We start from the raw sequence: 20,042 nt of genomic DNA on the forward strand, positions 1-20,042 counted from the left end.
CACCTCAGCGTTCCCTGACCAGGGCGGCGTACGCGCCGCCCGCCGCGACGAGCTGCTCGTGCCGGCCGCGTTCCACCACCGTGCCCCGGTCCAGCACGACGATCTCGTCGCTGTCGCGCACCGTGCTCAGCCGGTGGGCGATCACCACGCAGGCGCAGCCGCGGCGGCGCAGGTTGTCGATGACGACCCGTTCGGTCTCGGCGTCCAGGGCGCTGGTCACCTCGTCGAGCACGAGCACGCTGGGCCGCCGCACCAGCGCGCGGGCGATCTCCAGGCGCTGGCGCTGCCCGCCGGAGAAGTTGTGGCCGTCCTGCTCGACCCGGCAGCGGATGCCGCCCGGGCGCCGCGCCACCACGTCGTACACGGCCGCGTCCCGCAGCGCCTCCTCCACGTCCTCGTCGGGCACCGACGGGTCCCACAGCGCCACGTTGTCCCGCACCGTGCCCTCGAACAGGAAGACGTCCTGGTCCACGAAGGACACCGAGGCCGTCAAAGCGCCGCGCGGGATGTCCGCCAGACGCCGCCCGTCGATGCGCACCTCGCCCTCCCACGGCCGGTACAGGCCCGAGATCAGCCGGGAGACCGTGGACTTGCCGCTGCCCGAGCCGCCCACGAGCGCCACCTGGCGGCCGGGGCCGACCGACAGCGAGAAGCCGGTCAGCAGCGGCTTGTCCAGCGGGCTGTAGCCGAAGGTGACGTTCTCCAGCGTCACATGACCGCTGAGCCGGCGGGCACCGGCGCCGTCGGGGCGGGCGCGGGTGTACAGGTCGTCGGCCGGGAAGCTCTCCACGTCCTTCAGCCGCGTGACGTCGGCCGCGAGGTCCTGCACCCGGCCGGCGACGCCGCCCAGCCGGGTGACGGGCGCCGTGAAGCTGGTCACCAGGGCCTGGAAGGCGACCAGCAGACCGATCGAGATGCCGCCCTGCACCGCCCGCCGGCCGCCGATCAGCAGGATCAGCGCGCTGTTGAGGGCGGCGAGCGTGGGCGCGACCACCGCCAGCGCGGCGCTGGGCACCCCGAGCCGCTGCTGCGTGTCCAGGGTGGCCGCGTGCTGCCCGGCCCAGCGGCGGAAGAAGCCGTTCTCCGCCCCGGTCGCCTTCAGCGTCTCGATCAACTGCAGGCCGCCGTACGAGGTGCTGGTCAGCCGGGCCGTGTCCGCGCGCAGCTTGTGCGTGCCGGTGGACCGGAGCCGGACAACGATCCGGATCGCCACCACGTTCAGCAGCGCCACCGCCACACCGACCACCGTGAGCTGCGGGTCGTAGGTCCACAGCAGGGCCGCGTACAGCAGCACCACCACCGCGTCCACGCCCGCCGCCGCCAGGTCCCTGGCCAGCGTCTCGGCCACCGAGTCGTTGGACTGCAGCCGCTGCACGAGGTCGGCCGGGCTGCGCTGGGCGAAGAACTGCACCGGCAGCCGCAGCAGATGCCGCATGAAGCGGGCGCTGGTCAGCGTGGAGGAGATGATCCGGCCGTGCAGCAGATTGGCCTGCTGCACGGCGGTCAGCGCCGCCGTGAGCACCAGCATCGCCGCCATGGACGCGAACAGCACGCCCAGCAGCGACGACTGGTCGCCGATCAGGAACGAGTCGATGTACGTACGGCTCAGCGCGGGCACCGCCGCGCCCACCAGCACCAGCAGCAGGCTCGCCAGCACCGCCGCCGGCATCGTGCCCGAGGTACCGCGCAGCCGGGCCGGCAGCGCGCTCGGCACACCCGGCCTGCGCCCGGTCCTGCGGAAGCCCTCGTCCCGTTCGAAGGTCAGCACCACGCCGGTGAAAGCGGCGTCGAAGTCCTCCGCCCGCACGAAACGGCGGCCCCTGGCCGGGTCGTTGATGTGCACGCCGCGGCGGCCGAAGCGCCTTCGGGTGCCCTCGTAGACGACGTAGTGGTTGAACTCCCAGAACAGGATGGCAGGGGCCGCCACCTCGGCGGCCAGCGCGGCCGGCTCCATCTGCATGCCCTTGGCCTTCAGGCCGTACGTACGCGCCGCCCTGAGCAGGTTGCTCGCCCGCGAGCCGTCCCGGGAGACCCCGCAGGCGATCCGCAGCTCCTCCAGCGGTACGTACGCGCGGTAATGGCCGAGCACCATGGCCAGCGCGGCCGCCCCGCACTCCACGGCCTCCATCTGCAGGACCGACGGGGTGCGCACGATCCTGCGCCGCGGCGTCGCGCGGGCCGGGGCGGCGGGCGCGGGACGGTGCCGCCCGGCGCGGTCCTGGGCGCGGCGGCCGCTCACGGCAGCGGCCAGTCGAGCGGGCGCTGCGCGGACAGCCGTACCGAACCGCTGACGCCGGTCAGCGAGGCCGGGGCCCGCGGCGGTCCCGGCGGCTCCGACCAGGCGTACCCCGACGGGGAGCGGCCCCGCTCCAGGCGGACCAGGACGGCCACCGGCGCGCCCTTGGCGGAGAACGCGTCGGCGAGCTGCGTGTCGCCGAGGAACGCGGTGAGCTGCCCGCGGGTCTGCGGCAGGCCGCCGACGGCGGCGACTTTGCCGCGCAGCCTGCCGTAACGCCCCGGCACCGAGGCGACGGTCAGCTCCACCGGGGCGCCGGCGGGGATCGAGGCGGCCCTGGACGGGGAGACGTACAGCATCGCCACCAGCGGGTCGGACGCCTGCCGCACCCGCTCCAGGGTCGCGACATCGGCGCCGGTGGCGATCACCGCGCCGATACCGGCCGGGAGCGTGACCACCCGGCCCGCCGCGACCGTACGCACCGGCCGCACGCCCTGGGCGGTGCGCAGGTCGAGCACCGGTGCGCCGGCCGCGAGCGTGTCGCCCTCGGTGGCCCGGACGGCCACCACCTGCCCGGCCAGCGGGCTCTGCAGCACGTAACTGCCCTGCCCGTGGGTGAGGACGCCCGGCGCGCTCAGCTTCGAGGACACCGTGCCGGCCACCGCCCACACCGCGGCGGCGGCCAGCACCACGACCGCGACCGACAGCACCAGCCACCCCTGCGGCCGGGCCAGCCGCACGGGCAGGTCCAGCTCCTCGGGCGACCGCAGTTTGGCGAGTGCCTTCTGGCGGAACTCCACGGACGGCGCTTCCTCACATCTGTCGACCGCCCCGGCCGGCGCGGCCGGGGCCCGAAACCCCCATGGACCCCGGGCCGTCGGGCGCCGGGGTTCATGGGCACTGCTACCGCCCCGCGGCGGGGCGGGGTGTCCGTCGGCTCAGAGGCCGGCGAGACCCGTCACGCCGGACAGGGTGCCGGTGGCACCGCCGACCAGACCCACGACCTGCCCGACGGGCAGGGAGGGCAGCGCGTAGGTGGCCTCGGACAGCAGGGTGTCCAGACCGTCGACGGAGACGCCGCCGGAGACGCTCACACCGCCGGAAATGCCGTCCAGGTCGCTGTCCGAGATCTCGCGGGTCTCGACCTGGGGCGTGGAGTCCTTACGCATACTCGCGTTTTCCCTTCGTCCTTCTGGAATGTTTCATAAAGCCGCCGACCGGAATCGGTAATGCATTCGACAACTGCCGTGCGCGGCACGGCATCACGTCCGCGGCAGGTCGGCGGCAACGGTCGTCCTGACGCCCGGAGAACCGGAAGTGCGTGTATCGACTCCCGCTTGGCGCCCGATGTAAGCACGTCAACCGGCCACCCGGCCACCCGTCACCGTTCGCGTGCCGGCCGGCCCGCCCGCACCGCACGGGAATCGCGCACCGGATGGCGACGCTTTCTTCACATGCCTTACCGGCCGGTACGCGAGCGGGCGCCGAACGGCCCAATTCCCTCGAACACTTCTGCGCCCGCGGTGTGCTCCGCGTCATGAAATCGGGGATGCGGCGGGAGTCTGTGCAGCTTCTGCAACTGTGGTGTGCGGGCCAGTCGAAAGCGGTATTCGTACACGCACGTCGGCAGACACGCGCAGTGATCCGGGCATGTGCGGCGATGTCACGCCATTCGCGAACCGCGGGAAGTGCGCGCTTGGCCGGTGGCCGGTGGCCGGTGGCGGCGCGGGGTACGGGACATGGGCGAGTTCGCCGGGGCGGGCGAGGTCCCGGGGCGCGGCCCGTGAGGGCGGGAGGCGATGGGCCCGGGCTACGGGAGGGTCGCGCGCGGCGGGGGCGACGAGGTGGCCGTGCCCGTTTGAGGCGCGCGGGTGGGCGGCATCGGGGGCGCGGTCGCCAGCACCCTGCCGTACAGGCCCACCGCGGCGGCCATCACCAGGGCGATGACGAGCCAGCGCACGTGCAGCCGGGCTGGCAGGCTCAGCAGCCGGGGCAGCAGCCCCCCGGCCGGCGCCCGGCGCCCGGGCCGCCGGGCCCGGTAGCCGCTCACCGGGAGCGGCCCGGGGCCGGGGCGCTCCGCGCCGGGAAGGAGCCGGCGTGGACGACGGGCGCCGCGGCCACCGCGGGACGCGCGGGAACGGACGGCGGGGGCCCGCCCCTGTACGGCCCGTACCCGCCGACCGGCTCCGTACCGCTCATTCGACCGCTCCCGGCGCCGGTGGACGCCCGGCGCCGAGAGTTTCGACGCCCACCGGATTCCGCCGCCTCGCGCCGCCGAACGGCGCGGGCAGTTCCCGGGCGCCGATCCGCCACACCGGCCGGCGGACGAAAGCGCGGCCGTTGACGCCGCCGGAGATCATGGCGGACAGCGCGGGTTCGGCGTGGGCGCGGTGGAAAGCCGCCCGGTTGACCGTGCGGTGCCTGAAGCGCGGTCGCAGCACGATTCCCGCCACAACCGTGGCCACCGTGAACGCATAAGCGACGATTGCCGCGAGGCGTGCCCGTTCGTGCGCGCCCGGGTCGCTGGGCAGGCGGCGGTCCCAGGTGTCCGGCGGCGGCCCGGGAACGGGCGCGGGAATTGCGGCCATGCCCTGGCTCCTTGCACACGCGCATTTCACCGAGGAATGACACCATGAGGCGGGGCGGATCCGAACGGGGATCTTTCCCGGGGGCACGCGGTGTTGGCGGCAGAGGTTACACCACGAACAGCGGACCGGTCGACGCCCGGCAACTGCCGCCGGGCCGAAGGCATGTGGCGAAAAATCACGTCAAGACGCGACCGGTGCCGCATTGCTGGCGCCCTATTCCGAATTGCCGGGGCGGACGGGCGCGGCGGTGAATGCGCGGGGCCGCGAGCGCGTGTCCTGCGCGCTCTCCCGGGCCCCGCCGGCCGCACGGAAACGGTGGGCCCGGGTGTATCCGGCGGGTGGACACGGTCGGCGGGACCGGGAGATTATGGGAGCGCTCCCATCGGCATTCCCTTGCAGTGCTCTCCCCCCACGACACCGGAGATGCCCCATGCGCAGATACGCACCCCCACGCCCGCCGTCCCGGCGGCTTCTGGTGGCCCTCGTCGCCGTGTTCGGCGCCGCGCTGCTGTGCGCGGCCACTTTGCTGCCCGCCTCCGCGGCGAGCGCGGCGCGGTCCCAAGTGGCCGCCGACGCCGACCTGGTCGGCAACGCCACCCACTTCGACGGCCTGGGCCAGCCGTACGGCGGCTGCGGCCTGCCCCAGACGGCGCTGGAGACGCAGGACTTCGTCGCCCTGAACGTCTACAACACCCCGGGTGACTACAGCTTCTACCCGCGCCCGCTGCCGCCCGACATGAGCTCCAAGATGGGCCTGTGGGACAACGGCCACAACTGCGGGCGCTGGGTGAAGGTCAGCATCGGCGACTATTGCACCGGCATCAACGACGGTGCCCAGAACGAGCCGTTCTGCCGCAACGGTTCGTGGACGTCCGACTCGTACAACGGCGCCACCCTCGACATGCTCGTCGCCGACAGCTGCGGCGACAGCAACGCCTGGTGCCGGGACGATCCCAACCACCTGGACCTGGTGACCTCCTCGCTCGGCCGCTTCCAGCAGAACGGCACCGCCGTGACCGGCCTGGCGGACAAATGGAACAACCGGCACATCGCCTGGCACTTCGAGCCGGCCCCGAACTACAGCGGCGACATCAAGATCGGCTTCCTGCAGGGCGCCCAGCGCTACTGGGCCGCGGTCGCCGTCTCCAACCTCCCCAACGGCGTGCACGGCGTCGAGTACCAGCAGGCCGACGGCACCTGGCACGACGCCCAGATGGACAGCGACATGGGGCAGGCGTTCCTCATCGACCCGACCACCTCGGGCGGCACCGACTTCACCATCCGCGTGCGCGACTCCTCCGACGCCTACCTGTTCGGCGGCCGCACCTACTCCTTCTCGCTGCCGTCCTCCTGCGGCGGCACGTGCTCGGCCGCGTACACCGGCGTCACGTACACGACCTCCGGCGGGACCACGACGACGGGTGGTACGACGACCGGCGGCAGCACGACCGGTGGTACCACGACGGGCGGGACGACCACGGGTGGTACAACGACCGGCGGGACCACCACGGGCGGGACGACCACGGGTGGGACCACGACCGGTGGTACGACGACCGGCGGGACCACGACCGGTGGTACGACCACGGGCGGCACCACGACCGGCGGGACCACCGGCGGGACGACGGGCGGCGGCTGCACCGCTACCTACAAGGTCACCGGCTCCTGGCCCGGCGGCTACCAGGTCGACGTCCAGGTGCTGAACTCCGGTACGAAGGCCACCTCCGGCTGGGCCGTGCGGCTCGCCCTGCCGTCCGGGGTGCAGATCAGCAGCGTCTGGAACGCCTCGGTCGACGCCTCGGCGCCCGCCACGACGCTGCGCAACGCCTCCTACAACGGCACGCTCGCCCCGGCGGCCAGTACGACCCTCGGCATGACACTGACCGGTTCCGACCAGAACCTCGGGACGCCGTCCTGCACGGCCTCCTGAGCGGCGTCGTACGGCGCCCGCCCGCCCCGCGGCGCGGGCGCCCCGGCGAACGGCGGGGGTCGGTCCGCTGATCCCGCAGCGGACCGGCCGCCGCGCACGGCACGGCCGGCCGCCGATTCCCATCGGCGGCCGGCCGTGTCCGTTCCCGCGGCCGCGCCGGCCTGTCCCGTTCCGGCGCGACCGCGCGCACCCTCAGCAGCCGATCGGCGAGGCGCCCACCGCCACGTCGTCGAACCACAGGGTGTCGTCACCGCTCGCGTAGCTCTCCCAGCCCAGCCGCAGCGCGGTCGGACGCGGGGGAGTGGTGCGGCTGAGCCACTGGTTGTCGATGTCCTGGGTGGGGACGCCGTCCAGGTGCAGGCCCGGCACCTCCTGGTCGTCGACCCAGGTCTGCGCGGCCTGCTTGGTCGTGTCGATGGCGAATCGCAGGCAGACCCAGCGGTTGGTGGGCAGCGGGACGCTCTGCGCCACACCGGCCGGGCTCTGCGCGGGCAGCGTGGCGTCGTCGATCTCCCGGTTCCACTGCAGGGCGCTGTTCTGCCCGCCGATCCGCAGTGCCTTGCCGCCCTGGGAGCTGTCCGGCATCGACACGAAGGCGACGTGGCTCACCGGGAGCGCCGTGGTGTGGCGCACCCACATCCGCGTGTACATCACCGGGCCGACGGAGGACAGGTCCTTCGTGGAGGCCAGGAAGATGTGGTTGCAGTACCCGGTCTTGCCGTCCACCCGCATCGAGTGCGTGCCGCTGTGGGCGACCGAGGTGTCGACCGAGACCGTGCCCGTGCCCTGGCAGTCAGGGGCGACCGTCTGCCACTGGCCGGAGGGCGCCGTGCCCGTCTGGTCCTCGAAGTCCGTGCAGATCACGGCTCCCTGGCAGCCGCCGCCCGTCGTCCCGCCGGTGGTCCCGCCGGTGGTCGTTCCGCCGGTCGTGGTTCCGCCCGTCGTCGTGGTCCCGCCGGTCGTCGTCCCGCCGGTGGTCGTGGTTCCGCCGGTCGTCGTGCCACCGGTGGTCGTGCCGCCGGTCGTGGTGCCGCCCGTGGTCGTCCCGCCGGTCGTCGTGGTGCTGCCGGTGGTCCCGCCGGTCGTGCCGCCCGTCCCCCCGCACGCCATGCCGTTGAGGCTGAACGCGGACGGAGTCGGATCGGAGGCGTGCCAGGTGCCCTGTACGCCGAAGTCGGCGGAGCCGCCGCTCGGCAGCGACGCGTTGTAGCTCTCGTTGACCGCCGTGACGGCGTTGCCGGACTGGGTGACCTGGGCGTTCCAGCCCGAGGTGATCTGCTGGTCGCCGCCGTAGGTCCAGGTCACCTGCCAACTGCTCAGCGCGGGACCGGAGTTGGTGACGTGGATCTGGGCGGTGAAGCCGCCGGACCACTCGTTGGGCGTGTAGGTCACGGAACAGCCGGCCGACGCGCCGTGTGCGGGCAGTGTGATCAGCGCGGGCAGCAGCAGCGCCGCCGCCGCGGCCGGCCACAGCCAGGGCCGGCGCCGTACCCGGGAGAACAACATGCGCATGCGTGCTCCTCCTGAGGTGGGGGGTGTGGGAGCGCTCCCACATATACGAGGAGGAGCCGGACATGTCAATGTCCGCGTACGGCACGGGTGTTGCGCCGCCCCGCGGAAGCCCCCTCATACCCGGAAGTACCGGACGTCCGGGGCCCCCGCGGGCCGTGGCGGCCGCGGCTCAGCCCTTGCTGGAGCCGAGCGCGAGGCCGGCGATGAACTGCTTCTGCAGCAGGATGTAGACGACCAGGGTGGGGACCGCGGCGATCATGGCGGCCGCCGCGATCAGGTTCTGGTTGCTGACGAACTGGCCCTGCAGGTTGGCCAGCGCCGAGGTGACGGGGCGCTTGTCTCCGGACGACATCAGGGTGATGGCCCAGAAGAAGTCGTTGTAGATCCAGGTGGTGAGCAAGGTCGCCAGAGCGGCCAGGGCGGGCCGGCACAGCGGCAGGGTCAGCCGCCAGAAGCGGGTCCACAAGGACGCGCCGTCGACGACGGCCGCCTCGTACATCTCGCCGGGGATCGACTTCATGTAGTTGCTCAGCACGAAGACGCAAAAGCCCAGCTGGAAGGCGACGTTGATGGCGATCAGGCCGAAGATCGAGTTGTACATCAGGCCGCTGCCGGCCAGGAAGTGCGGCAGGTGGATCTTCAGGTACATCCGGTAGAGCGGGGTGATGATGACCTGCTGCGGCAGCAGGTTGCCGGCCGTGAAGACGATCAGCAGCGCGACGTTGACCTTGACATCGACCCGGGTGAGGACGAACGCCACTCCGGAGGCCAGGCCCAGCACGATGATCACCGCGGGTACGGTGATCAGCGCCGAGTTCCAGAAGAAGTGCAGCATGTCCGACTGCGACCAGGCGTCCGAGAAGTTCTTGAACGTCAGGTGGTGCGGCATGGACACGTAGCCGTACTTGCGGGTGTCGGAGTACGGCCGCACGGCCACGTACAGCGCGAAGGCGATCGGCAGCAGCCACAGGATGGACGCGGAGATCAGGAAGATCTGCGAGGCGATCTGGCCCCAGGGCCTGCGGCGGTTGCCGGGGCCGCGGCCGGCCGGGGAGGCGGCCGGGACCCGGGTGAGGGTTTCGGCGCTCATTGCGTCTCCTCTCGGCGGAAGGACTGGTAGAGGAAGATGCAGATGGGCACCAGGGAGATCGCCAGCAGCACCACGCCCAGCGCGGAGCCGAAGCCGACCCGCTGGGTCTCGCCGACGATGTTCGAGGTCACCAGCACCGACAGCAGTTCCAGGCCGTTGATGCCCTTGTTGGTGATGTAGACCAGGTCGAAGGCGCGCAGCGACTCGATGACGGTGACAACCATGATCACGATGTTGATCGGCCGCATCACCGGGAAGACCACACGCCAGAAGGTCTGCCAGGCGTTGGCGCCGTCGACGAGGGCGGCCTCGCGCAGCGAGGGGTCGACCGCCTTGAGGCCGGCCAGGTAGAGCACCATCACGTATCCGGACTGCCGCCAGGTCGCCTCGACCAGCACGGCCCACAGGTTCAGGTGCGGGTTGCCGAGCCAGTCGATGGCGTTGCTGTCGCCGTTGCGGTGGATGACCGTGTTGATCAGGCCGTAGTTCTGGGAGTAGACGAACTCCCAGATGATGCCGACCAGGGCGAGCGAGAGCATCACCGGCAGGAACAGGATGGACTGGTACATGCGGCTGCCGCGGATGCCGCGGTCGATCACGACCGCGAAGAGCATGCCGAGCGGGGTGGCGATCACCACGAACACGGCGAGCCAGATCAGGTTGTGGCGGACCGCCGGCCAGAACTCGGGGTAGATGGTCGCGGCCTGGTGATAGTTCTGCACGCCGTAGACGCAGCCGTTGTTCAGGATCGACGGCATGTTGGGCTTGCAGGAGTGGGTGTGCAGGCTGCCCACGCCGTTCCACTTGAAGAACGACAGCGCGACCGTGCCGATCGCCGGGAACCACACGAAGGCCAGGTCGAGCAGCAGCGGCACACCGAGCAGCACCGCGACCATTATCCGGTCGCGGGTCGTCATGCGGCGCACATGCCGACGGCGGCGGGCCGGCCCGTCCGCTGGGGACGGGCCGGCCTCCGCCGCCGGGGTGCGCACCTGGGAGGCGGAACTCATCAGGAGTAGATCGCCTTCGCCTGGGACTCCGCGCTCTTCTGCAAGGAGGCGATGTTGCTCGCGGACGGGTCGTCGATGAACTTCTGGATGATCGAGATCATCGCGGTGGCCATCGCCGGGTCGGCGTCGCGGTCCATGAACTGGGCGACCGCCTTGCACTTGCCGATCTCGGTGACCGACTTCTTCTGGATGGCGTTGTACGTGGGCACCTGCAGGCCCTGGGCCAGGCCCACGTCCCACTGGTCGGTCTTGAGGTACGCGGCCTCCGCGGCGCCGGTGCCGATGTACTCCAGGACCGCCTTGGCGGCGTCCACGTTCTTCGCCTTCTTCGACAGCATGAAGCCGTCGGTGGGGGCGTCCATGTAGTCCTGGCCCCACTTGGGGTTGATCGCCGGGAAGACGAAGAAGTCCAGGTCGTCCAGGTTCGCCTTGTCCGTCACGTACTGGGCGGCGACCTGGTTGGTGCCCTGGAACATCATGCCGGCCTTCTTCTGCTCCAGCGTCTTGGCCGCGTCCTGCCAGATCCGGCCGTTGGCGCCCGACTGCAGGTACGGCATCAGCTCTGCCCAGTGCTGGAACACGGTGTTGACGCCCTGGTCGGTCCACGGGATCTCGTGCTTCATCAGCTTGACGTGGTAGTCGTAGCCGTTGATGCGCAGGTTCAGGATGTCGAACGTGCCCAGCGCCGGCCAGCCGTCCTTGTCCGCGAACGCGAGCGGGATCAGCCCGTCGCCCTTCATCTTCTTGCACAGGGCGATGTAGTCGTCCCACGTGGTCGGGACGGTGTAGCCCTTGGACTGGAAGACCGACTTGTTGTAGAAGACCACCCAGGGGTAGTTGTAGATCGGCACCAGGTACTGGTGGCCGTCCAGGCCGGTGGACAGCTGCTTTGCCGCCGGGCCGAAGCTGGAGCCGATCTTCTCCCACACGTCGTCGATCGGCTCGGCCAGGCCCTGCGCCGCGAAGTACTGCATGCGGTAGCCGGCGAACCAGGTGAACAGGTCGTCCGGGGTGCCCTGCAGGTAGCTGGTGATGTTCTGCTGGAACGTGTTGTGGTCGACCGTGTTAATGTTGATCTTGACCTTGGTCGACGCCGTCGCGCCCGCGGTCAGCGCGGCGAAGGCCGTCTTGGCAGCCGGGTCGGAGTAGTTGGATCCGAAGGTCACCGTGCTGCCCGCCACCGAGCCGCTCGAACCGCCCTTGGAGCTGTTGTCCTTCTTCTTCGACGAGCTGGAACAGGCCGACAGCAGACCGCCGGAGGCGACGGCCAGGCCCGCGGCGCCGCCGACGCCCTTCAGCAGGCTTCTGCGCGTGGGCGAGGTGCCGCCTTGGGTGGTGCTTCCCGACGAGCTACCCGACGACTCGACGTCCGACATGGTGCCTCCATGTGTGTGTGGGCGTTTTCAGGGAGCGGAAGGCGAAATGTGCTGGCGGGAGCGGAGGTTCAAGGGGCCCTCTCACACTGGTCCGTTTCCAACAGAAGTCACCAAGATGAAACGCCATCGCAACTGCAGGCTAGTTCTACGCCACTAGGCAGGCACCGTCAACGCCCTCTTCGTGATGCGTTGCCGGACCGTGATCTCCCCTGGTGTGTTGGAACCTGTTCGCTTCCGTGCGGCGCCTGAACGCACGTCGGCCGCCTTTCCCCGCGGTGGCGGGGGAAGGCGGCCGCAGTTCTTCGTACTATCCCACCGCCGTCGGCTGGTCGATCACCAGATCGGCGGTGCGCCGGGCCAGCAGCGTGCCGTCCTGACCACTGATCTGCATGGTCACCCGCAGCACGTCAGCGGTGCAGGAGGCGGGCACGAGATAGGTCGTGGCGGTCGAAACCGTCTGGTGCGGGGCGAGGACGACCTGCCGCACCAGCGGGTCGATCGCCGGACAGCCGGCCGGGATGCCGGTCGAGGCGGCGGACAGCCAGATCCCGTACGACATGACGCCGACCGTCTGCGGGGTGTCGCCGCAGTCGGTGAGCGGCAAGGAGGCCGTCGAGAACTGGCCGGGCCGGACCTCGGGCGGGGTGAGGGTCAGCGGGCCGACCGCGACACCGCCGACGCTCGCGCAGGCGGCGGGGGCGGGCGTGGGGGGAGCGGTCGCGGCCGAGGCCTGACCGGGTGCGACGAGCGCGGCGGCAGCGGCGGCCGCGAGGCACGCGAACGTTGTGCGGAGCACGGCGTGGTCCCTTCTTCGAGGCGGGCGGTGGGGCGCCCGGCCGGTGATGCGGAACGACCCCCAAACTGCGGCCCCGCCCGGCTCCCGGCAATGCCTCGACCGCAACTTGCCGGTGGGCGCCCCCGGCCGGCCCGGATCAGGGGGGCGGTTCGGCGGCGGGGCGCGGACCGCGAGATGATCAGAGGACTGCACGCATTCGGTCGGCTACGCACCGTCGAAAGCCGGCGACCGGCTGACGGACGGGAGAGGCTCGCGAGAAGGATGGACGGGAAAGACTCGCATGAAGAATGAGTTCGCCGCCCCGGCAGGGGCCCGGCACGCCCGGCTGCTGGGCGTCGGCGCCTACCGCCCGCGCAGGGTGGTCGACAACGCCGAGGTCTGCCGGTACATCGACTCCTCGGACGAGTGGATCAGGGCCAGGACGGGCATCGTCACACGCCGCTGGGCCGGCCCCGACGAGACGCTCGGCGCCATGGCCGAGCAGGCGGCGGGCAAGGCGATGGCCGCGGCGGGCGTCACGCCCGACGACATCACCTGCGTCATAGCCGCCACCTTCACGCACCTGATGCAGACGCCCGCCGTCGCCACCGAGATCGCCCACCGGATCGGCGCCCGCCACGCGGCCGGCTTCGACATCTCCGCCGGCTGCGCCGGCTTCGTGCACGGCATCGTGCTGGCCGCCGACTCGGTGCGCGCCCGCGGCGGCCACGTCCTGGTGGTCGGCGTGGAGCGCATGTCGGACATCCTCGACCTGACCGACCGCTCCACCGCGTTCATCTTCGGCGACGGCGCCGGAGCGGTCGTCGTCGGCCCCGGCGACACCCCCGGCTTCGGACCGGCCGTGTGGGGCGCCGACGGTTCGCAGGCCGACGCCATCCGCCAGAGCGTGCCCTGGGACGTCCTCAGGAGCGACCCGGGCCACCCGTTCCCCGCGCTGCGCCAGGACGGCCAGCGGGTGTTCCGCTGGGCCGTGTACGAGATGTCCAAGGTCGCCGTGCGGGCCGTGGAGGCGGCCGGCCTCACCCCGGCCGACCTCGACGCCTTCATCCCGCACCAGGCCAACGAGCGCATCATCGACAGCATGACCCGCTCCATGGGCCTGCCGGAGCGGGTCACCGTCGCCAAGGACATCGTCACCTCCGGCAACACCTCGGGCGCCTCCATCCCGCTGGCCATGGAGGCCGTGCTGTCCTCCGGCGCCGCCGTGTCCGGCGACACCGCCCTGCTCCTCGGCTACGGCGCCGGGCTGTCGTACGCGGCGCTGGTGGCGACCCTGCCCTGACGCGTCCCGGCGGGCGGCCTTCGCCGCACGGCCACCGACGGGCGCCCGCCGCCCCTGTGATGTTTCTCGCACCCCCTCGCGCCTTCCGCGCCCCGCCCGCCGCCGCGGCTCGTCTGGCCTGCGCGGTTGCCGTACGGGCAGGCGGGCGCGGCGCGGGCGCCGGCGGCCGCGCCGCGCGGGATCGGTTACCGAAGCGTCACGACCGGCCGGTCCCAGGGCTCTACTTACACATGGAGGAGAGGCACACCCGGGTACGGGCCGCCGCGTCCGTCGGTCCGCCGGACGTGCCGCTCCCTTCCCCCACTGGTGATGTGCGAAGGAAAGCGGGGTAACTCGTGAAGGCTCTCGTCACAGCAACAGATGGCGCCTACGGGATACGGCTCGACGCGGTCACGGAACCCCGGCCCGCGCCCGGACAGGCACTCGTGGAGGTCCGGGCCGTCGCCGTCAACCGCGGTGAGCTCGGCTTCCTGGAACGGCTGCCACCCGGCTCGCGGCTGGGCTGGGACGTGGCCGGGACCGTCGTCCGCGCGGCCGACGACGGCAGCGGACCCGCCGCCGGCACCCGCGTGGTCGGCCTCGCCGACCGCGACGGCTGGGCGGAACGCGTCGCCCTCGACACCTCACGGCTGGCGAAGATCCCCGGCGGGGTCGAATGGGCACCCGCCGCCGCGCTCCCGGTGGCCGGACTCACCGCGCTCAACGCACTGCGGCACGCGGGCCGGCTGCTCGGCCGCACCGTACTGATCACCGGTGCGGCGGGCGGTGTCGGGCGCATCGCGGTGCAGCTGGCCGCCGCCGCGGGCGCCCGGGTCATCGCCTGGGTCGGCTCGCCCGAACGGGCGCGGGGACTGGCGGAACTCGGGGCGGACGTCGTCGACGTCTACGGCGCCAGGAACACCGAGCCGGTCGACGTCCTGCTGGACGGCTGCGGCGGCGAGGTGCTCGCGCAGGGGTTCCAGGCGGTGGTGCCCGGCGGCTCGGTGGTCTGCTTCGGCAACTCGGCCGGCGCCGAACTTCGCCTGCCCGCCGACTGGGGCCGGGCCCGGCCGGGCGTCAGCCTGTACTCCCTCGGCCTGTTCGACGAGATCACCCGGCACGACGTCGGCCGCGACCTGGCGTTCCTCCTCCAGATGGTCACCGAGGACCGGATCGACCCCCAGGTGGCCCTGGTCACCGACTGGTCCGCCCCGGGCGAGGCGCTGCTCGCGCTCAAGGCGCGCACGGTGGCCGGCAAGGTGGTCCTGACGCTCTGAGCGCCCGGGCCGCGGCGCCGCGCGGGCCGCCGACACCGCGGGAGAACGCCCGGAAGCCGCGGTACAACGCCGGAAAACGCGAGAGGGGCCGGTCCGCCCCGGAGGGTGGACCGGCCCCTGGTGTGCCCGGCGGTCGTGGTGGAGCGGGCAGGTGGCGCCGTCAGGCGCGGCTCGCGCCCCACGGCGAGTTCTTCCGGTACTTCGGCAGCCACTGCCTGCGGTACAGGAACCGCACCGGCGAGGGCAGGAGGGCGAGCGCCTTCTCCTCCACCGCGGCGGGGGCGCCGTCGAGCACCCACGGGAAGAACTGCGCCGCGCCCGTGACGCCGACCGCGTCGCGCTGCTCGTTCTCGAAGGCGCTCCACTCCTTCTCGCCGAGCAGCGCGTCCACCAGCGGCAGCCCCTTGGCCTCCTCGTTCTCCAGGTGCGCGGTCAGCGCCGCGGACAGTTCCGCGACGGTTTCCGGCAGCCGCCGCGTGTCGCCGGAGGCCAGTTGCGCGTCGACCGACGCCATCAGCGGGTCCAGCGCGCCGTGCTCGGCCTCCATGGCGTCCAGCACCGCCACCCGCGCCGGGTCGCCGCCCGCCTTGCGCCGCACCGGCGGCCACAGGGCCTTGTCCTCGCAAGTGTGGTGGATGGTCAGGTAGTACGTGAAGGTCCTCCAGCCCTCCTTGAAGGCCCGCAGGCTGCCGGTCCGGGGCTCGGCCGCGGCGGCCAGGCGCTCCAGGTCGCGCCGGAAGGCGTCGTGGGTGGCGTACATCATCAGGAAGTCGTGCCGGGACGGCGCACCGTACCGGGTGTCGACGCTCATGGGGGCTCCTCGAAGAAGGCGGGACTACGGGGGTGCGGGAAAACACCGACGGCGGCGGCCCGCGGGCCACCGCCGTCATCCGTGCTGATCCCTCCCACCGGACCCGCGGCCGGCCGGCTCCTGTCGGGCGGGCCGGCCGGGCGGATCCGTCAGGCGGGGAGTTTGCTTGCGATCACGTCCACTTCCTCCATGGACGGCGGGCCGGCGAAGAGCTCGGCACCCTTGCCCATGAGGATCTCGGCCAGCCGGCCGGCGAGGTGCGCCTTGCGGCCGTCCTCGTCGGGGAAGGCGTCGAAGATGCCGAACTCCGACGGCCCGATCCGCAGGCCGAACCAGGCGGTCGTCGCGGGCTCGTCGTCCACCAGTGCGACGGCCTCCCTCAGCAGCGCGGCGAACTCCTCCTCCTTGCCCGGCCGGACCGGGAAACGCGCGAGCAGTCCTACGGAAACCATGGTGGGTCCCTCCGTCATCAAGGAGTGGAAGAACCGGCGCCGGGAACCGGCTGCCGGAATGGGCCCGGCGCGCGCTCGCCGCAGGGGAATCCTCTCAGACGTTCCGTGACACCAGTCGCGAACAGGCCATTCTTCGCGGCCTTCACGACGGGCGCGGCGACCGCGGGCGGCCGCCGCCCGCGCGCCGGCCGCCTGGCCAACTGCGCCTTTTCCGCACCGATGTGACGTTCCCCACGTCCCCGGGCAGGCCGGATCCTTTCGCCGCGGCCGGATCCGTCGCCCGTCGATGTCACATCCGGCGGCCGGAAACCTTCGGCCCGCGGGCCGGGGCCGCCGCGCCGGGAGCCGGACGCGGGTCCCGGGCGGGGTCCCGGGCGTGCGGCGGGCGGGTGGTTCCGGGGAGGCCGCGATTCACGGCACCGGAAAGCGGTCATAGAGCTGAAAATATGACAGTTCGGTCGAGTGCCGAGGAGCGCCATGACCCAGGGCGAACAGTTCGCCGAACGGCCCGCGGATCCCCGCGCGCCCGGCCGGCCGGGCCCGCGCCGGGGCGTCCGTCGCGGCCGGCGCCGCGGGAGGAGGCTCCTGCCGCGGCCGCGCGGGCGCGACCTCACCCCCGCCGCGCGCCGCCGCCGCAAGGTCGCGATACGGGCCGCCCTCGGCCTGTTCGCCCTGTTCACCGGCTTGCTCGGCTGGTCCGTCGGCAAGGCCCTGACCTACCCGGGCAAGGACAGCACCGCGGCCCGCCTCGCCGAGTGGGCGCGCGACCACGAACTGGGATTCGTGGTCGACAAGCTGGAGGACTGGCAGTACGAGATGCACCCGCCGAAGGTCGGCGGCACCCTGCCCGCCGCCGCGCTCGCCCGGATGCGGGCCACCACCCCCGCGGGACCCGTGGCCGCCCAGGCCGGCCTTCCCCAGGACGTGCCGGTGCGCGCTCCCATGCGCCCCCTGGTCGAGCCCGCGCTCCCCGGTGAGGGCGTGTACCGGACCCTCGCCACCGCCCACGGCCTGCCCGTGGTCCAGGGCACGTACGTGCGGCCCGACGCCGAGCACACCTCGTACGAGGCTGCCGTCGCCTGGATCAGCCAGAAGCACTCCCGCTTCCGGCTCCACCCCGGCTTCCGCGAGCCCGGCGGCACCTTCGACGTGCCGCCGACCATTCCCGAGGGGCAGCGCACCGGCCTGCTCGCCACCTGGAACGGCGGCTTCCGGATCACCGACGGCGGCTCGCGCGGCGGCTTCTACCTCGACGGCAAGCTCGACGGGGAGCTGCGCGACGGCGCCGCCTCGGAGGTCTTCCACCGGGACGGCTCGCTGCGCATCGGCGTCTGGGGCCGCGATGTGTCCATGACGCCAGACGTGGTCGGCGTCCGCCAGTGCCTGGAGCTCATGGTCGACGGCGGCCGGGTCGTGCCCGACATCGGCGACGACTCCAAGTGGGGCGTCAGCGACCAGAGCCGCATGTTCGTGCCCCGCTCCGGCGTCGGCGTCACCGCCCGGGGCGACGTCGTCATGGTCGTCGGCCAGGCCCTGTCCGCCGAGACCCTCGCCCGCCTCATGCAGCGCGCCGGAGCGGTCCGCGCGATGCCGCTGGACATGAACCGCGCATGGCCCTCGTTCATGTCCTACGTGCCCGGCCGCGACCCGGCCGACCCCGTACCCACCAACATCCTCGACTTCGAGGACCCCCCGGACCGCTACTACACCCTGGCCACCCGCGACTTCGTGGCGGTCTACGCCCGCTGAGGGCCGGGCGCGGAAAAAGGTGGACGCAGGGAATACCCTCGTCGGTATGACGGGAGATCACGGCGAACCCCGGGGCAGCGTCAGGGTCGACAGCTGGATCTGGTGCGTACGGCTGACCAAGACCCGCTCACTCGCCGCGGCCGCGGCGAAGGCCGGCCACGTGCGGGTGAACGGCGAGCGGGTCAAGCCCGCCCAGGCGGTCAAGGTGGGCGACGAGGTGCGCCTGTTCCACGCGGGCCGCGAGCGCGTGGTGATCGTCTCGCGCCTGCTGAACAAGCGGGTCGGCGCTCCCGTCGCCGCGGAGGCTTACGTGGACAACAGCCCGCCCCCGCCGCCGCGCGAGGACGTCCTCGCGATGGGCGTACGGGACCGCGGCGCGGGCCGCCCCACCAAGCGCGACCGCCGCGAACTGGAACGGCTGCGCCTGCTCGGCCCGAACCGCCGCGCCGGCGGCTGACCGGGGATCGCCCCACTCGGCCGCGCCGGGCCGGTCCCGTGGGCCGGACCCGGCGCCGCCGCCCGCGCCCGAGTACGGGCCCGCGTCCGAGCGACGGGCCCACGTCCGAGCGACCGGCCGGCCTTCGCGGTGGCGCGCCCTCGCCTCCGTAAACTTGCGGTGCTAGTTTACGCGGGGCGGACCACGCGCGCCGCCTCCCACCGCACCCGAAGCGCAGCAACGGACGTCACCCGAGGAGCCCGCGATGCGATCCGTCCACTTCGCCGCCGCACGCCGCACGCCCATCGGGAAACTGCGGGGAGCGCTCGCCCCGGTGCGACCCGACGACCTGGCCGCCGACCTGCTGCGGGGACTGTTCGCCGACGTGCCGTCGCTGGACCCGGCGCGGATCGACGACGTGTACTGGGGCGCCGCCAACCAGGCGGGGGAGGACAACCGCAACGTCGCCCGCATGGCGGTCCTGCTCGCCGGTCTGCCGGACAGTGTTCCCGGCGTGACCGTCAACCGGCTGTGCGCCTCCGGAATGGAGGCCGTCACCAGCGCCGCACGCGCCATCGCGGCGGGCGAGGCCGACATCGTGGTGGCCGGCGGCTCGGAGTCCATGAGCCGGGCGCCCTTCGTCCTGGCGCGGCCCGACGAAGCCCTGCCGCGCGCCATGGAGACCCACGACACCCGGCTCGGCTGGCGGCTGACCAACCCGCGCATGCGCGACCTGCACGGCGTGCTGTCCATGGGCGAGACCGCCGAAGAGGTCGCGCGGCGCCACGGGATCAGCCGCGAGGACCAGGACGCCTTCGCCCTGCGCAGCCACCGCAACGCGGCCGCCGCCCGCGAGAAGGGCCTGTTCGACGCCGAGATCCTCCCCGTCACCCGCCCCGACGGTGTCGTCGTCACCCAGGACGAGTGCATCCGCGAGGACACCACGCTCGAACGGCTCGCCGCCCTGAAACCGGTCTTCCGGGCCGGCGGCACCGTCACCGCCGGCAACGCCTCGCCCATGAACGACGGCGCCGCTGCCCTCCTGCTGGTGGCCGAGGACGTCCTGGACGAACTCGGGGTCCAGTCCCTGGGCCGGTACGCCGCCGGCGCCAGCGCCGGCGTCCACCCCGACGTCATGGGCATGGGCCCCGTGCCCGCCACCCGCCGCGTCCTCGCCCGCCTCGGCCGCGGCGTCGACTCGATCGAGGAGGCCGAGTTCAACGAGGCGTTCGCCGCCCAGGCCCTGGCCTGCGTCCGGGAGCTCGGCGTCGACCCCGCCCTGGTCAACCCCGACGGCGGCGCCATCGCCCTCGGTCACCCCCTCGGCTGTTCCGGGGCGCGCATCCTCACCACCCTCCTGCACCGCATGCGCCGCACCGGGGCGCGGCGGGGCCTGGCCACGATGTGCGTGGGCGTCGGCCAGGGCAGCGCGGTGCTCGTCGACCGCGACTGACGCCCGTGCGCCGCCGCGGAAGCACTCACCCGAAAGCACCCGCCCGGAAACCCTGCCCGCAGGGCCCC

Annotated in this window: 18 protein-coding genes; 6 read left to right on the forward strand and 12 right to left on the reverse strand. The window is 72.6% G+C overall.

Going from position 1 to position 20,042, the window contains the following annotated elements; translation table 11 throughout:
* Positions 1-4: 4 nt before the first annotated feature.
* From K7G61_RS11345 to K7G61_RS11365, 5 genes are all read right to left on the reverse strand, one after another.
* A complete protein-coding gene (locus tag K7G61_RS11345) occupies positions 5-2,152 on the reverse strand; it encodes an NHLP family bacteriocin export ABC transporter peptidase/permease/ATPase subunit (RefSeq protein WP_225846797.1) in 2,148 nt (715 codons plus the stop codon).
* A gap of 83 nt (positions 2,153-2,235) precedes the next feature.
* Positions 2,236-3,036: an HlyD family efflux transporter periplasmic adaptor subunit gene (locus K7G61_RS11350; protein WP_225846617.1), complete on the reverse strand. Its 801-nt coding sequence runs from the start codon at positions 3,034-3,036 to the stop codon at positions 2,236-2,238.
* Positions 3,037-3,174: 138 nt separating this feature from the next.
* On the reverse strand, positions 3,175-3,405 hold the full coding sequence (locus tag K7G61_RS11355) for a type A2 lantipeptide (RefSeq protein WP_225846618.1): 231 nt from the start codon (positions 3,403-3,405) through the stop codon (positions 3,175-3,177).
* 641 nt (positions 3,406-4,046) lie between these two features.
* Positions 4,047-4,286, reverse strand: a complete 240-nt coding sequence (locus tag K7G61_RS11360) for a hypothetical protein (protein ID WP_225846619.1) — start codon at positions 4,284-4,286, stop codon at positions 4,047-4,049.
* A 145-nt stretch (positions 4,287-4,431) separates the two neighbouring features.
* Positions 4,432-4,824, reverse strand: a complete 393-nt coding sequence (locus tag K7G61_RS11365) for a hypothetical protein (protein WP_225846620.1) — start codon at positions 4,822-4,824, stop codon at positions 4,432-4,434.
* Between the two features lie 430 nt (positions 4,825-5,254).
* Here K7G61_RS11365 and K7G61_RS11370 point away from each other — a divergent pair, with 430 nt between their 5' ends.
* Complete coding sequence (locus tag K7G61_RS11370) at positions 5,255-6,751, forward strand: cellulose binding domain-containing protein (protein WP_225846621.1); 1,497 nt, start codon at positions 5,255-5,257, stop codon at positions 6,749-6,751.
* 192 nt (positions 6,752-6,943) lie between these two features.
* On the opposite strand, the gene K7G61_RS11375 is transcribed toward K7G61_RS11370, so the two are convergent.
* From K7G61_RS11375 to K7G61_RS11395, 5 genes are all read right to left on the reverse strand, one after another.
* Positions 6,944-8,263 carry a cellulose-binding domain-containing protein gene (locus tag K7G61_RS11375; RefSeq protein ID WP_225846622.1) on the reverse strand — a complete coding sequence of 440 codons (1,320 nt, stop codon included), beginning with the start codon at positions 8,261-8,263 and terminating at the stop codon, positions 6,944-6,946.
* A 169-nt stretch (positions 8,264-8,432) separates the two neighbouring features.
* Complete coding sequence (locus K7G61_RS11380) at positions 8,433-9,353, reverse strand: carbohydrate ABC transporter permease (RefSeq protein WP_225846623.1); 921 nt, start codon at positions 9,351-9,353, stop codon at positions 8,433-8,435.
* The gene (locus K7G61_RS11385) at positions 9,350-10,270 is read right to left on the reverse strand and encodes a carbohydrate ABC transporter permease (protein WP_374204116.1); all 921 of its coding nucleotides are present in this window, start codon (positions 10,268-10,270) and stop codon (positions 9,350-9,352) included. The genes K7G61_RS11380 and K7G61_RS11385 overlap by 4 nt, the downstream gene beginning before the upstream one ends.
* Positions 10,271-10,362: 92 nt before the next feature.
* Positions 10,363-11,664 carry an ABC transporter substrate-binding protein gene (locus K7G61_RS11390; RefSeq protein WP_225846798.1) on the reverse strand — a complete coding sequence of 434 codons (1,302 nt, stop codon included), beginning with the start codon at positions 11,662-11,664 and terminating at the stop codon, positions 10,363-10,365.
* Positions 11,665-12,046: 382 nt separating this feature from the next.
* The gene (locus tag K7G61_RS11395; protein WP_225846625.1) at positions 12,047-12,535 is read right to left on the reverse strand and encodes a hypothetical protein; all 489 of its coding nucleotides are present in this window, start codon (positions 12,533-12,535) and stop codon (positions 12,047-12,049) included.
* 280 nt (positions 12,536-12,815) lie between these two features.
* On the opposite strand from K7G61_RS11395, the gene K7G61_RS11400 reads away from it, so the two are divergent.
* Together K7G61_RS11400 and K7G61_RS11405 are read left to right on the forward strand one after the other, a co-directional pair.
* Positions 12,816-13,817 carry a beta-ketoacyl-ACP synthase III gene (locus K7G61_RS11400; protein WP_225846626.1) on the forward strand — a complete coding sequence of 334 codons (1,002 nt, stop codon included), beginning with the start codon at positions 12,816-12,818 and terminating at the stop codon, positions 13,815-13,817.
* A gap of 335 nt (positions 13,818-14,152) precedes the next feature.
* Positions 14,153-15,073 carry a zinc-binding dehydrogenase gene (locus K7G61_RS11405; RefSeq protein WP_225846627.1) on the forward strand — a complete coding sequence of 307 codons (921 nt, stop codon included), beginning with the start codon at positions 14,153-14,155 and terminating at the stop codon, positions 15,071-15,073.
* Between the two features lie 160 nt (positions 15,074-15,233).
* Here the strand turns inward: K7G61_RS11405 and K7G61_RS11410 are convergent, their stop codons facing one another.
* Both K7G61_RS11410 and K7G61_RS11415 read right to left on the reverse strand, forming a co-directional pair.
* Positions 15,234-15,884: a hemerythrin domain-containing protein gene (locus K7G61_RS11410; RefSeq protein ID WP_225846628.1), complete on the reverse strand. Its 651-nt coding sequence runs from the start codon at positions 15,882-15,884 to the stop codon at positions 15,234-15,236.
* 149 nt (positions 15,885-16,033) lie between these two features.
* Positions 16,034-16,336 (reverse strand): putative quinol monooxygenase, encoded by a 303-nt coding sequence (locus K7G61_RS11415; RefSeq protein ID WP_225846629.1) that lies wholly within the window; start codon positions 16,334-16,336, stop codon positions 16,034-16,036.
* Between the two features lie 477 nt (positions 16,337-16,813).
* Here K7G61_RS11415 and K7G61_RS11420 point away from each other — a divergent pair, with 477 nt between their 5' ends.
* From K7G61_RS11420 to K7G61_RS11430, 3 genes are all read left to right on the forward strand, one after another.
* Entirely contained in the window at positions 16,814-18,085 is a 1,272-nt protein-coding gene (locus K7G61_RS11420) for a phosphodiester glycosidase family protein (protein WP_225846630.1), read from the forward strand.
* A gap of 46 nt (positions 18,086-18,131) precedes the next feature.
* A complete protein-coding gene (locus K7G61_RS11425; RefSeq protein ID WP_225846631.1) occupies positions 18,132-18,542 on the forward strand; it encodes an RNA-binding S4 domain-containing protein in 411 nt (136 codons plus the stop codon).
* A 244-nt stretch (positions 18,543-18,786) separates the two neighbouring features.
* The gene (locus K7G61_RS11430; protein WP_225846632.1) at positions 18,787-19,974 is read left to right on the forward strand and encodes an acetyl-CoA C-acyltransferase; all 1,188 of its coding nucleotides are present in this window, start codon (positions 18,787-18,789) and stop codon (positions 19,972-19,974) included.
* The last annotated feature ends 68 nt before the right edge of the window (positions 19,975-20,042 follow it).

Origin of the sequence: Streptomyces sp. HPF1205 (assembly GCF_020400825.1) — a bacterium.
GTDB lineage: Bacteria > Actinomycetota > Actinomycetes > Streptomycetales > Streptomycetaceae > Actinacidiphila.

Excerpts from the sequence above, each read along its gene's own strand:
- K7G61_RS11355 (WP_225846618.1), bottom strand. The coding sequence starts at position 3,405 with ATGCGTAAGGACTCCACGCCCCAGGTCGAGACCCGCGAGATCTCGGAC.
- K7G61_RS11380 (WP_225846623.1), bottom strand. The coding sequence starts at position 9,353 with ATGAGCGCCGAAACCCTCACCCGGGTCCCGGCCGCCTCCCCGGCCGGC.
- K7G61_RS11425 (WP_225846631.1), top strand. The coding sequence starts at position 18,132 with ATGACGGGAGATCACGGCGAACCCCGGGGCAGCGTCAGGGTCGACAGC.
- K7G61_RS11365 (WP_225846620.1), bottom strand. The coding sequence starts at position 4,824 with ATGGCCGCAATTCCCGCGCCCGTTCCCGGGCCGCCGCCGGACACCTGG.
- K7G61_RS11400 (WP_225846626.1), top strand. The coding sequence starts at position 12,816 with ATGAAGAATGAGTTCGCCGCCCCGGCAGGGGCCCGGCACGCCCGGCTG.
- K7G61_RS11430 (WP_225846632.1), top strand. The coding sequence starts at position 18,787 with ATGCGATCCGTCCACTTCGCCGCCGCACGCCGCACGCCCATCGGGAAA.
- K7G61_RS11375 (WP_225846622.1), bottom strand. The coding sequence starts at position 8,263 with ATGCGCATGTTGTTCTCCCGGGTACGGCGCCGGCCCTGGCTGTGGCCG.
- K7G61_RS11385 (WP_374204116.1), bottom strand. The coding sequence starts at position 10,270 with ATGACGACCCGCGACCGGATAATGGTCGCGGTGCTGCTCGGTGTGCCG.
- K7G61_RS11410 (WP_225846628.1), bottom strand. The coding sequence starts at position 15,884 with ATGAGCGTCGACACCCGGTACGGTGCGCCGTCCCGGCACGACTTCCTG.
- K7G61_RS11420 (WP_225846630.1), top strand. The coding sequence starts at position 16,814 with ATGACCCAGGGCGAACAGTTCGCCGAACGGCCCGCGGATCCCCGCGCG.
- K7G61_RS11415 (WP_225846629.1), bottom strand. The coding sequence starts at position 16,336 with ATGGTTTCCGTAGGACTGCTCGCGCGTTTCCCGGTCCGGCCGGGCAAG.
- K7G61_RS11370 (WP_225846621.1), top strand. The coding sequence starts at position 5,255 with ATGCGCAGATACGCACCCCCACGCCCGCCGTCCCGGCGGCTTCTGGTG.